This window comes from Thermus thermophilus HB8 (assembly GCF_000091545.1).
GTDB lineage: Bacteria > Deinococcota > Deinococci > Deinococcales > Thermaceae > Thermus > Thermus thermophilus.
Genome location: NC_006461.1, coordinates 1,341,397 through 1,352,322, shown reverse-complemented (window position 1 = coordinate 1,352,322; position 10,926 = coordinate 1,341,397). Strand labels below are relative to the sequence as shown.

General features: G+C 67.9%; 14 protein-coding genes. 13 read left to right on the top strand and 1 reads right to left on the bottom strand.

Annotated features, from left to right (window positions below):
• Positions 1–74: 74 nt before the first annotated feature.
• The gene (gene cycA / locus TTH_RS07205) at positions 75–521 is read right to left on the bottom strand and encodes a cytochrome C-552 (protein ID WP_011228671.1); all 447 of its coding nucleotides are present in this window, start codon (positions 519–521) and stop codon (positions 75–77) included.
• Between the two features lie 135 nt (positions 522–656).
• Between cycA and TTH_RS07200 the strand changes: the two genes are divergently transcribed.
• From TTH_RS07200 to TTH_RS07140, 13 genes are all read left to right on the top strand, one after another.
• Positions 657–1,118, top strand: coding sequence for a SoxW family protein (locus TTH_RS07200; protein ID WP_011228670.1), 462 nt, complete (start codon positions 657–659; stop codon positions 1,116–1,118).
• Positions 1,111–1,563 carry a thiosulfate oxidation carrier protein SoxY gene (soxY, locus tag TTH_RS07195; RefSeq protein ID WP_024119460.1) on the top strand — a complete coding sequence of 151 codons (453 nt, stop codon included), beginning with the start codon at positions 1,111–1,113 and terminating at the stop codon, positions 1,561–1,563. Before TTH_RS07200 ends, soxY begins: the two co-directional genes overlap by 8 nt.
• Positions 1,564–1,575: 12 nt before the next feature.
• The gene (gene soxZ, locus TTH_RS07190; RefSeq protein ID WP_011228669.1) at positions 1,576–1,902 is read left to right on the top strand and encodes a thiosulfate oxidation carrier complex protein SoxZ; all 327 of its coding nucleotides are present in this window, start codon (positions 1,576–1,578) and stop codon (positions 1,900–1,902) included.
• 69 nt (positions 1,903–1,971) lie between these two features.
• Entirely contained in the window at positions 1,972–2,748 is a 777-nt protein-coding gene (gene soxA, locus TTH_RS07185; protein ID WP_011228668.1) for a sulfur oxidation c-type cytochrome SoxA, read from the top strand.
• Positions 2,749–2,757: 9 nt separating this feature from the next.
• The gene (gene soxX / locus TTH_RS07180; protein ID WP_011228667.1) at positions 2,758–3,330 is read left to right on the top strand and encodes a sulfur oxidation c-type cytochrome SoxX; all 573 of its coding nucleotides are present in this window, start codon (positions 2,758–2,760) and stop codon (positions 3,328–3,330) included.
• Positions 3,327–5,048 carry a thiosulfohydrolase SoxB gene (gene soxB / locus TTH_RS07175; protein ID WP_011228666.1) on the top strand — a complete coding sequence of 574 codons (1,722 nt, stop codon included), beginning with the start codon at positions 3,327–3,329 and terminating at the stop codon, positions 5,046–5,048. Before soxX (TTH_RS07180) ends, soxB begins: the two co-directional genes overlap by 4 nt.
• Complete coding sequence (gene soxX, locus TTH_RS07170; protein WP_011228665.1) at positions 5,045–5,605, top strand: sulfur oxidation c-type cytochrome SoxX; 561 nt, start codon at positions 5,045–5,047, stop codon at positions 5,603–5,605. Before soxB ends, soxX (TTH_RS07170) begins: the two co-directional genes overlap by 4 nt.
• A 3-nt stretch (positions 5,606–5,608) precedes the next feature.
• A complete protein-coding gene (gene soxA / locus TTH_RS07165) occupies positions 5,609–6,415 on the top strand; it encodes a sulfur oxidation c-type cytochrome SoxA (RefSeq protein ID WP_011228664.1) in 807 nt (268 codons plus the stop codon).
• A gap of 2 nt (positions 6,416–6,417) precedes the next feature.
• The gene (locus TTH_RS07160) at positions 6,418–6,852 is read left to right on the top strand and encodes a rhodanese-like domain-containing protein (RefSeq protein WP_011228663.1); all 435 of its coding nucleotides are present in this window, start codon (positions 6,418–6,420) and stop codon (positions 6,850–6,852) included.
• Complete coding sequence (locus tag TTH_RS07155) at positions 6,849–7,703, top strand: translation initiation factor 2 (protein ID WP_011228662.1); 855 nt, start codon at positions 6,849–6,851, stop codon at positions 7,701–7,703. Before TTH_RS07160 ends, TTH_RS07155 begins: the two co-directional genes overlap by 4 nt.
• Positions 7,704–7,718: 15 nt before the next feature.
• Positions 7,719–9,005, top strand: coding sequence for an FAD-dependent oxidoreductase (locus TTH_RS07150; protein WP_011228661.1), 1,287 nt, complete (start codon positions 7,719–7,721; stop codon positions 9,003–9,005).
• Between the two features lie 70 nt (positions 9,006–9,075).
• Positions 9,076–10,368 (top strand): sulfite dehydrogenase, encoded by a 1,293-nt coding sequence (gene soxC, locus TTH_RS07145; protein WP_011228660.1) that lies wholly within the window; start codon positions 9,076–9,078, stop codon positions 10,366–10,368.
• On the top strand, positions 10,361–10,918 hold the full coding sequence (locus tag TTH_RS07140) for a c-type cytochrome (RefSeq protein WP_011228659.1): 558 nt from the start codon (positions 10,361–10,363) through the stop codon (positions 10,916–10,918). The genes soxC and TTH_RS07140 overlap by 8 nt, the downstream gene beginning before the upstream one ends.
• Positions 10,919–10,926 lie beyond the last annotated feature (8 nt).

The window sequence follows — 10,926 nt, the reverse complement described above, 5'->3', positions numbered from 1 at the left end:
CGGAAGGGCCCGGGGAAGCGCCCAGGCCCCTTTACCGGGGTCCCCACGCCGGCCTGGGCCAGCATGGGGTGGGGTTACTTCAGGCCGAGCTTCTTCCGCTCTGCCAGCACCTGCTGGGGGGTGAGCTTCTTGGCCCGGAGCTTCTTCACCTCCTCGGCGGTGAAGGGCTTGAAGCCCTTGACCTTCTTGGCGTCGCCCCAGGCGGTGGCGATGTGGTTGAGGACGGCGGCGATCTCCTCGTCCTTGAGCTGGGCGAAGGAGGACATGACGCCGTTGTACTTCATGCCCTTGACCTCAATCTGGCCCTGGAGGCCGTAGAGAAGGACCAGGATGAGGTACTCCCTACCGCCTTCCTTGGCGAGGATCTCCGCCACGTGGCCCGCGAGGGGCGGGAAGGCCCCGGGGATGCCTTGGCCGTTTTGCTGGTGGCACCCCGCGCACTGGGCGTAGATCTTGGCGCCGTCCGCCTGGGCCAGGGCCAGGCCGCCGAGCAGCAAGAAAGCCATGAGCGTCCGTTTCATGCTTACCCTCCGGGGTATAGGGTAGAGGCCCGCCCTGGGCGGCGTCAAGGGGAAGGGGTTAAGCGGGCCTTAAGGTAGGCGGCCGGGGCTCCACGGGGGGCCTTGAATGCTCTAGGGGGGTGTGGTAAGGTACAAATGTCCTCGTGGGGTACCCTGGCGGTGTACCGTATGCGGAAGGTGTACACACTCCTCCTCTCGGCCCTCCTGCTGTGGGCCTGGGCCCTCCCCGACTTCGGCCGCTGGTATCCCTACCCGGAGGCCCTTGCCCTCGCCCAGGCCCACGGGCGGATGGTGATGGTCTACTTCCACAGCGAGCACTGCCCCTACTGCCAGCAGATGAACACCTTCGTCCTCTCCGACCCCGGGGTGAGCCGCCTCCTGGAGGCCCGCTTTGTGGTGGCCTCGGTGAGCGTGGACACCCCCGAGGGCCAGGAGCTCGCCCGGCGCTACCGGGTGCCGGGCACCCCGACCTTCGTCTTCCTCGTCCCCAATGCGGGGGCGTGGGAAGAGGTGGGCCGGCTCTTCGGCAGCCGGCCCCGGGCGGAGTTCCTCAAGGAGCTCCGCCAGGTGTGCGCCAAAGGAGGTGCGTGTGGATAGGCGAACGTTTCTCAAGGCGACCGGCGCGGCCCTAGGGGCCCTGGCCCTCTCCGGGCTTCCCGCGAGGGCCCAGGGCCTCGAGGGCGAGGACCTGGAGCACCTGGAGCAGGCGCTCAAGGAGGTCTTCGGCAAAGGCTTTAAGGACCTTACCCCCTCGGACGCGGTGAAGCTCAACATGCCGGCCATTGCCGAAAGCGGGGCCAACGTGCCCGCCGAGGTGGAGGTGGCCCTGCCCAAGGAGCAGGTGAAGGCCATCCACCTCTTCGCCGACAAGAACCCCACCCCGCACATCTTGGCCTTCATGCCCATGAAGGCGGAGCCCTACTACGCCACCCGGGTTCGCTTGGCGGAGACCACGGCCATCCGGGCGGTGGTGGAGACCCAGGACGGGAAGCTTCTTCTGGCCTCGGCGAGCACCCGCGTCACCGTGGGGGGCTGCGGTTAAGGGAGGTGCGGCATGCCTTTTAGGACCATCGCGCGCCTAAACCCCGCCAAGCCCAAGGCGGGCGAGGAGTTCCGGCTTCAGGTGGTGGCCCAGCACCCCAACGAGCCCGGCACCCGCCGCGACGCCGAGGGGAAGCTGATCCCCGCCAAGTACATCAACCTGGTGGAGGTCTACTTTGAGGGGGAGAAGGTGGCGGAGGCCCGGCCCGGGCCCTCCACCAGCGCCAACCCCCTCTACGCCTTTAAGTTCAAGGCGGAGAAGGCGGGGACCTTCACCATCAAGCTCAAGGACACGGACGGGGACACGGGCGAGGCTTCGGTCAAGCTGGAGCTGGTCTAAAGGGGGTGCCCGGGGGTCCCCGGGCACCTTATGACCTTATGGAAGGTATGGAAGGGAGGTTTGGGGATTATGCGCCGAGGCCTGGTTTTATTCGCCGCCCTCCTCCTGGGGGTTGCCTTGGCCCAGGGCGACGTGGACCCTAGGGAGGAGGCCAAGCGGCAGAAGGAGCTTCTCCTGAGCACCGCGGGCATCCTCCCCACCGAGCTCGTGGTCATGCAGGGGGAGGAGCTCTTCCACCGGAAGGGGCCCTCGGGAAAGACCATGGCCGAGTGCGACTTCGGCCTGGGGAAGGGGGTCTTGGAGGGGGCGGCGGCGAGGCTTCCCCGCTACTTCCTGGACACGAACCGGGTTGAGGACCTGGACAGCCGCATCGTCACCTGCATGACCCGGGTCCAGGGCTTCAAGCCCGAAGAGGTGAAGCGGGACGAGGTGGTGGCCGTCGCCTTCTACATCGCCAGCAAGTCCACGGGGCACAAAATCCAGGTGCGCCTCCTCTTCCCGGAGGAGCGGGAGCTTTACGCCCTCGGGGAGAAGCTCTTCTGGGCCCGCTCGGGGGCCCGGGACGTGGGGTGCGCCACCTGCCACGTGAGCTACGTGGGCCGGCGCGCCGGGGTCCTGCCCTACGCCGACGTCCTGGGCAAGGACAAGTCCTGGACCCACTGGCCCGCCTACCGCTACTCCAACGACCAGACCTGGACCATGCAGGACCGGATCCGGGCCTGCTACGGCAACATCGCCCACCCTCAGCCCGCCCTTTACTCCCAGCCCATCCTCGCCCTGGAGCTCTACCTGGCCTACCACGCAAACGGGGCCGTGGTGGAGGAGTGGCCCGCCTTCGTGCGGTGAGGAGGGAGCATGCGGAAGGTTCTCGTAGCCCTTTTTGTCCTGGCCTTGGCCTTCGCCCTGGCCCAGCGCTACTTCACCGAGGAGGAGCTTAAGCGGATTGAGACCGGAGGCAAGGCCTACGCCGAGGTTTTCGTGGGCCAAAGGCCCGACCAGGCCCTCTGCTCCATCCACCGGAACCGCCTCCCCGCCGACCTCCTCCCCAAGTTCCTGGAAGAGCAGCGCGTCCTGATCAAGTACCCCGCTTCCGGGAAGCTCATGGGGGACTGGAGGAAGGGCGGGGCCATCTTCAACGACCTGCGGAAGGCCAACTGCTTCTCCTGCCACTTTGGCTCCCCCGAACACCTGGGGGGCGACGTGGGCCCGAGCCTGGAGAAGTACGGCCTCAAGCGGGGCCAGTCGGAGGCGGTGCAGCGCTACACCTACGAGGTGATCTACAACTCCTGGGCCTACTTCCCCTGCACCGTCATGTACCGCTTCGGGGCCCAGGGCCTTCTCACCCCCGAGGAGATCGCCGACGTGGTGGCCTACCTCCTGGACCCCGAGAGCGACTTCAACACCAAGCCGGCGGTGGGGTCCAAATGAACCGCAGGGAGCTCCTTCAGCTTCTTTCCGCTTTGGCGGTCCTGGGGCCTAGGGGGTGGGCCCGGGCCCTGGAGGACCCCAGGTCCCTTTACGACCTCCCCCCCTACGGGGACGCCACCCTCCTCTACTTCTCCGACCTCCACGGCCAAGCCTTCCCCCACTACTTCATGGAGCCCCCGAACCTCATCGCCCCCAAGCCCCTCATGGGCCGCCCGGGCTACCTCACGGGGGAGGCCATCCTCCGCTACTACGGCGTGGAGCGGGGCACGCCCCTCGCCTACCTCCTCTCCTACGTGGACTTCGTGGAGCTCGCCCGGACCTTCGGGCCCATAGGGGGGATGGGCGCCCTCACCGCCCTCATCCGCGACCAGAAGGCCCGGGTGGAGGCCGAGGGGGGTAAGGCCTTGGTCCTGGACGGCGGGGACACCTGGACCAACTCCGGGCTTTCCCTCCTCACCCGGGGCGAGGCCGTGGTGCGGTGGCAGAACCTCGTGGGGGTGGACCACATGGTCTCCCACTGGGAGTGGACCCTGGGGCGGGAGCGGGTGGAGGAGCTCCTTGGGCTCTTCCGGGGAGAGTTCCTCTCCTACAACATCGTGGACGACCTCTTCGGCGACCCCCTCTTCCCCGCCTACCGGATCCACCGGGTGGGGCCCTACGCCCTGGCGGTGGTGGGGGCGAGCTACCCCTACGTCAAGGTTTCCCACCCCGAATCCTTTACCGAGGGGCTCTCCTTCGCCCTGGACGAGAGGAGGCTGCAGGAGGCGGTGGACAAGGCCCGCGCCGAGGGGGCGAACGCCGTGGTCCTCCTCTCCCACAACGGGATGCAGCTGGACGCCGCCTTGGCGGAGCGGATCCGGGGGATTGACCTCATCCTCTCCGGCCACACCCACGACCTCACCCCCAGGCCCTGGCGGGTGGGGAAGACCTGGATCGTGGCGGGGAGCGCCGCCGGGAAGGCCCTGATGCGGGTGGACCTGAAGCTTTGGAAGGGGGGCATCGCCAACCTCCGGGTGCGGGTGCTCCCCGTTCTCGCGGAGCACCTGCCCAAGGCCGAGGACGTGGAGGCCTTCCTCAAGGCCCAGCTCGCTCCCCACCAGGACCACCTCTTCACCCCCTTGGCGGTCTCCGAGACCCTCCTCTACAAGCGGGACACCCTGTACTCCACCTGGGACCAGCTTGTGGGGGAGGCGGTGAAGGCCATTTACCCCGAGGTGGAGGTGGTCTTCAGCCCGGCGGTGCGCTGGGGGACCACCATCCTCCCGGGGCAGGCCATCACCTGGGACCACCTCTACGCCTACACCGGCTTCACCTACCCCGAGCTCTACCTCTTCTACCTCCGGGGAGCGCAGATCAAGGCGGTCCTGGAGGACATCGCAAGCAACGTCTTCACCCCGGACCCCTTCTACCAGCAGGGCGGGGACGTGAGCCGGGTCTTTGGCCTCCGCTACGTCCTGGACCCCGATGCCCCCACCGGGGAAAGGATCCGGGAGGTGGAGGTGGGGGGCAGGCCCTTGGACCCGAACCGCCGCTACTTGGCCGCCGCCTACGGGGGGAGGCTGCAGCGGGTGGGGGAGGCCAAGCCGGGGTACGAGCCCAAGCCCATCTACGAGGTTCTCGCCGAGTACTTGCGGTCCGTGGGCCGGGTGCGCGTCCGGCCCGAGCCCAACGTCAAGGTCATCGGGCGCAACTACCGCATGCCGGAGGTGACGGGATGAAGCGAAAGGCGTTTCTGGCCTTGGGGTTTTTGGCCTTAGGCCTCGGGCTTTCCCAGGTGGGGCCGTTTAGGGCCCGCCTCGAGGCCGCCATCCAGACGGGGGGCGAGGCCTTCGCCCAGGTGATGCTCTCCCAGGACAAGGCCCAGGCCCTCTGTACGCAGTACCGGGACAAGCTTCCCCCCGAACTTGTCCCGGCCTTCCTCGCGGAGCAAAGGGCCCTCATCAAGTACCCCGCCTCGGGGAAGCTCATGGGCGACTGGAAGAACGGGGAGAAGGTCTTCACCGACCCCAAGCGGGGCAACTGCTACGCCTGCCACCAAGGGGACCCCCGGGAGGTCGCCTACGGGACCATGGGGCCGAGCCTCACGGGCTACGGCCAGCGCGGCCTGTCGGAGGCGGTGGTGCGCTACACCTACGAGAAGATCTACAACGCCTGGGCCTTTGTCCCCTGCTCCCTCATGTACCGGGGCGGGGTGCACGGGTACTTCACCCCCGAGGAGACGGCCGACCTGGTGGCCTACCTCCTCTCCCCTGAGTCCCCCATTAACCGGAGGTGAGCCGTGAGCGTGCGGAAGAAGCGTCTGATCTTGCTGGCCGGGGTGGCCCTGGGGGCGCTTGGGGGGCTTGTGGCCTACACGCAGCAAAGCAAGCCCCTGGACCCCTTTGAGGAGGCCATGCGCCAGCGGGAGATGTACCTTGAGACCTTCGGCATCCTCCCCGGCGACCTCTTCGTGGAGGAGGGGAAGGAGCTCTTTTACCGGAAAGGGCCCTCGGGCAAGACCCTCGAGGAGTGCGACTTCGGCCTGGGCAAGGGGGTTCTGGAAGGGGTCTACGCCGTCTTGCCCAAGTACTTCCCCGACACGGGGCGGGTGGAGGACCTGGAGAGTAGGGTCTACACCTGCATGCAGCGGGTCCAGGGCTTCAAGCCCGAGGAGATCAAGCGGGACGAGGTGCGGGCCATCACCACCTTCATCGCCTCCTTCTCCAGCAAGGCCAAGATCCAGGTGGTGCCCAAGCACCCCCAGGAGATCGCCATGTACAACCTGGGGCGGGAGCTCTGGTACACCCGCGCCGGGCCCCGGGACATGAGCTGCGCCGTCTGCCACGAGCGCTACGCCGGCCAGAGGGTGCGGCTTTCCCCGGTGAGGAGCCCCAAGGAGGGCCTCGGCAACGAGTGGCCCGCCTACCGCTTTGAGGAGGACCGCCTCTACACCTTTGAGGACCGGATTGACTTCTGCTACGAGTCCATCGGCATCCCCAAACCCGAGTTCTACTCGGAGGTCCACATCGCCCTCACCACCTACATCCTGGCCGAGGCCACCAAGGCGGGGCACTCCTTCCTGGAGCTTCCCTTCTTCACGAGGTAGCCATGCGCCGGCGGGACCTCTTGGCCCTTCTCCCCTTCCTCGCCCTGGCCCGGGGGCAGGGCGGGGCGGGGGAGGACTGGACCGAGGCCTTCGGCCGCTTCCTCAAGGCGGTGCCCCCGGCGGGCTACCTCGTCTACCCCACGGAGGCCTCCGACCTCCTCCTCTTTGAGCCCTTCATCCTGGACGTGCGCACGGAGGAGGAGCGCAAGAAGGGGTACATCCCGGGCTCGGTGCACATCTACGCCGGGGAGGTCCCGGACCGCCTGGGGGAGCTTCCCCGGGACAAGGAGGCCTTGATCCTCGTTTACTGCAACTCGGGGAGCGTTTCCGCGGTGGTGGCGGCGTTTCTGCAGGCCAAAGGCTACAAGAACGCCAAGAACATCGCCCACGGCTTCAAGGGCTGGCTGGACGCCGGCCTTCCGGTGGAGGGAGCATGAAAAGGATCCTGGTGGCGGTTCTCGCGGCGCTGGGCCTGGCCTTGGCCCAGGCCCTGGTGGTGGAGGTGGAGGGTTCCTTGGAGGACGTGGAGGCGAGGGCCCTTAAGGCCCTCGAGGCGGCGGGCCTGCAGGTGGACCGGGTCTTGAACCTGGGCGAGCAGGTCCGCCAGGTGACGGGCCCGGGCTTCCCCGAGTACCGGCTCCTCGTCCTGAAGCCGGAGAAGGGGAGCGTGGCCGCCGTGAGCAAGAACCCCATGGCGGCCATCGTCCTCCCGCCCACCGTCTTCGTGACGGGGGAGGGGGAGCGCTACCTGGTGGGCACCTTTGACCCCCACCTCCTTTTCGGGATGCTCGGGGTCTACGAGGGGGCGGTGCGGGACCTCGGCCTCAGGCTCCAGGCGGCCTTGGGAAGGCTCGGCCTGGTGCGCCGTGTGGCCCCCGCCGTGATGCCGGACCCGCAAAGCGGCCTGATGCCCGCCCTCCTCTACCGGGTCCCCCAGGCCAGCGTGGAGGAGGTGGTCCTCCTGGTGGAGACGGAGCTCACCTCGAGGGGCCTGAACCTCCTGCCCCACGTGCAGGTGGGCCCGGTCACGGTGATCATGCCCTGCAAGAGCGAGTGGGCCCGCATCATGTTCCTCACCCAGCCCGCCGGGGGGTTCGCCGCCCCTTGCCGCTTCTTCGCCATGCCCATGGGGGAGGACGTCCTGGTGGGGGCCATTGAGCCCATGCTCATGACCATCATGCCCGGCGTCCCGGGCTCGGAGGCGGTGGGGATGCTCCAGGAGGCCCGGCAGGTGATGAGCGAGGTGCTGGAGTCCGTGGGCGGGAAGCCTTACCGCCCTGGGCAATAAGAAGGAGGTTGAGGTATGGCCAAGGTGAAGCGCAGGGACCTGTTGAAGGCGGGGGCCGCCTTGGCGGCGGCCGGCACCCTGGGCAAGGGCTTCGCCCAGGAGTTCTACGCGAGCCCTCCCACCCTCCTGCCCCGCTCCCGGGCCCCCCGGGTGGTGGTGGTGGGGGGCGGCTGGGGCGGGACCACGGTGGCCCGCAAGGTCAAGCAGCAGAACCCCGGGGTGGAGGTGGTGCTCGTTGAGCAGAAGCCCATCTTCATGTCCTGCCCCATGTCCAACCTCTTCCTCGCCGGGGTGAAGCCTTTGGAGTGGCTCGTCTTTGACTACACCAACGTGGTCAAGGACGGGGTCATCTTCGTCCAGGAAAAGGTCCTGGAGATCAACCGGGACCGCCGCCTGGTGCGCACCACGGGGGGGTACCTGGCCTACGACTTCCTGGTCCTCGCCCCCGGCATTGACTACATGTACGAGGCCATCCCCGGCTACGAGGAGGCCAAGCACTTCCTGCCCGTGGGCTTCAAGCCCTTTGAGCACATCGCCCTCCGCCGCATGCTGGACCGGTTTGACGAGACCGGGGGCGAGCTCGTCATGTACATCCCCCCGCCTCCCTACCGCTGCCCCCCTGGGCCTTACGAGCGGGCGGCCATGCTGGCCTGGCGGCTCAAGACCAAGGGGGTGAAGGGGAAGGTCATCGTCCTGGACGCCAACCCCCAGCCCCTCGCCAAGGCCCCCGGGTTCCTCGCCGCCTACAACGAGCTTTACAAGGACTACCTGGAGTACCAACCCAACATGCGCATCACCGGCCTGGACTACGAGAAGAAGGTGGTGCGGACGGAGCTTGGGGACTACCCCTTCACCCTGGCCAACGTCATCCCCCCCATGAAGGCGGCGGAGATCGTGCGCCAGGCGGGGCTTGGGGAGCGGTGGGCCAACGTCCGCATCCCCTACTTCCTCTCCGAGGCCGACGACCGGGTCTATCTGGTCGGGGACATCACCGGGAACACCCCCTACCCCAAAAGCGGCATGATCGCCTACGTTTCCGGCACCATCGTGGCCCGCCACCTCACGGAGAGGCTCAAGGGCAAGCCCCTCGCCGAGATCCCGCCGGAGCTTCCCACCAACATCTGCTACTCCTTCGTGGACTCCGAAGAGGCCATCTGGGTCTCCGCCAACTACTCCTGGGACGAGGCGGAGAAGCGCATCAAGGCGCAAAGCCAGGTGGACAACCAGCGCTCCAAGGCGAACGGCGAGGCGGCCATCGGCTGGGCTTTGGGCCTCTGGAACGACATGTTCGGCCCGGCCTAAGGGCTTTTCCCCCCGCCCCTAAAAGGGGCGGGGGGTTCCCTTGCGGGAAGGGCATACGTTAGGAGGGTATATGGACCGAAGGAGGTTTTTCCGGATTCTAGGCGCGGGGGGGCTTTTGGGCCTCCTCAAGGCCAAGGCCCAAGGGCTTCCCTGGACGGAGGAGACCTTCGCCCCCACCAAGACCTTAGGGGCGCCCCTCGCCGAGTACGGGGAGCGGAGCCCCTTTGAGGCCGGGGTGGTGCGCTACATCTCCCCCAACCTCCGCACCCGCCACTCGGGGGCGAGCTTCGCCCCCCTGGAGAAGCTGGAAGGGGTCATCACTCCAAACGGCCTCCACTTTGAGCGGCACCACGCCGGGGCCCCGCAGGTGGACCCCAGGCACTACCGCCTGGTGATCCACGGGATGGTGGAAAGGCCTCTGGTCCTCACCCTGGAGGACCTGAAGCGCTTCCCCTCCGTGACCCGCACCTACTTCATTGAGTGCGCCGGGAACGGGCAAAACGGCTACCGCAACCCCCCGGACCCCGAGCTCACCGCCACCCGCAGCCGCGGCCTCGCCTCCAACGCCAGCTGGACCGGGGTGCCCCTCGCCCTCCTCTTGAAGGAAGCGGGGGTGAAGCCCGGGGCCAGGTGGCTCATCCCCGAGGGGATGGACGCCGCCATGTACACCCGTTCCCTCCCCCTGGAGAAGGCCATGGAGGACGTCCTCGTGGCCTACGCGCAAAACGGGGAGGCGCTTCGGCCGGAGCAGGGCTATCCCGTGCGTTTGGTGGTGCCGGGGTGGGAGGGGAGCATCCAGGTGAAGTGGCTCAGGCGCATCCTGGTCACGGACCTGCCCGCCATGGCCAAGGACGAGACCAGCGAGTACACGGACGTCACGGCGGACGGGCGGGTCCTCGCCTTCACCTGGGTCATGGAGCCCCAGTCCATCATCACCTACCCCTCCGGGGGCCAGCGGGTCCAGCCCGGCTTCCACGAGATCCGGGGCCTCGCCTGGAGCGGCTTCGGCCGCATCGCCAAGGTGGAGGTTTCCTTTGACGAGGGCAGGACCTGGCGAAAGGCTGTCCTCGAGCCCCCCGTGGAGCCCTACGCCTTCGTCCGCTTCAAGCTCCCGTGGTACTGGGACGGCAAGGAGGTGGTCCTCTGGAGCCGGGCCTGGGACGAGAAGGGGAACACCCAGCCCACCCGGGAGGAGTTCTTCCGGCGCTGGAGCCGGAACAACCGCTACCACTACAACGCCATCCAGGCTTGGCGGATCCTGCCGGACGGCAGGGTGGTGAACGGCGACCGCCCCCTGGGCCAAGGGGCCTTCGGCCCGGTCGGCCCCGTGGGGGGGTGCGGTGGGGAGGTGTTGGATGTTTAGGCGCGCCCTCGCCTGGGGGGCCCTCCTCGCCGCCTTGGGCCTCGCCTTGGCCGCGCGTTACGGCCTGGGCACGCCCATCTCCGAGGAGCTCGCCCGCCAGTACGACCTTAGGCCCGTGGTCCTGCCCGACGGCCGCGGCCTTCCCCCCGGGGAGGGGAGGGTGGAGGAGGGCCAAAGGATCTACGCCCAGAAGTGCGCTTCCTGCCACGGGGAGAACGGGGAGGGGTATCCCTTCAACCGCCTGGTCTCCGAGCCTTTCCCCATCACCCCGGACACGGAGCCCGTGGAGTACGCCATCGGCAACTACTGGCCCTACGCCACCACGCTCTTTGACTACATCCGCCGGGCCATGCCCTTTGGCCAGGGTGGGACGCTGACGGACGAGGAGGTCTACCACCTCGTGGCCTTCCTCCTCTACATGAACGGGATCGTTGACGCCGGCACCCCCGTGAACCAGAAGACCCTCCCCCAGATCCGGATGCCCGCCCGGGAGCTTCTGGAGCTGGACCCCGAGGCCAAGCGCCGCTTCCCCTGGCTCACCCTGCCTTAGGATGGGGG

Excerpts from the sequence above, each read along its gene's own strand:
- cycA (WP_011228671.1), bottom strand. The coding sequence starts at position 521 with ATGAAACGGACGCTCATGGCTTTCTTGCTGCTCGGCGGCCTGGCCCTG.
- TTH_RS07200 (WP_011228670.1), top strand. The coding sequence starts at position 657 with ATGTCCTCGTGGGGTACCCTGGCGGTGTACCGTATGCGGAAGGTGTAC.
- soxZ (WP_011228669.1), top strand. The coding sequence starts at position 1,576 with ATGCCTTTTAGGACCATCGCGCGCCTAAACCCCGCCAAGCCCAAGGCG.
- soxA (WP_011228668.1), top strand. The coding sequence starts at position 1,972 with ATGCGCCGAGGCCTGGTTTTATTCGCCGCCCTCCTCCTGGGGGTTGCC.
- soxX (WP_011228667.1), top strand. The coding sequence starts at position 2,758 with ATGCGGAAGGTTCTCGTAGCCCTTTTTGTCCTGGCCTTGGCCTTCGCC.
- soxB (WP_011228666.1), top strand. The coding sequence starts at position 3,327 with ATGAACCGCAGGGAGCTCCTTCAGCTTCTTTCCGCTTTGGCGGTCCTG.
- soxX (WP_011228665.1), top strand. The coding sequence starts at position 5,045 with ATGAAGCGAAAGGCGTTTCTGGCCTTGGGGTTTTTGGCCTTAGGCCTC.
- TTH_RS07160 (WP_011228663.1), top strand. The coding sequence starts at position 6,418 with ATGCGCCGGCGGGACCTCTTGGCCCTTCTCCCCTTCCTCGCCCTGGCC.
- TTH_RS07155 (WP_011228662.1), top strand. The coding sequence starts at position 6,849 with ATGAAAAGGATCCTGGTGGCGGTTCTCGCGGCGCTGGGCCTGGCCTTG.
- TTH_RS07150 (WP_011228661.1), top strand. The coding sequence starts at position 7,719 with ATGGCCAAGGTGAAGCGCAGGGACCTGTTGAAGGCGGGGGCCGCCTTG.
- soxC (WP_011228660.1), top strand. The coding sequence starts at position 9,076 with ATGGACCGAAGGAGGTTTTTCCGGATTCTAGGCGCGGGGGGGCTTTTG.
- TTH_RS07140 (WP_011228659.1), top strand. The coding sequence starts at position 10,361 with ATGTTTAGGCGCGCCCTCGCCTGGGGGGCCCTCCTCGCCGCCTTGGGC.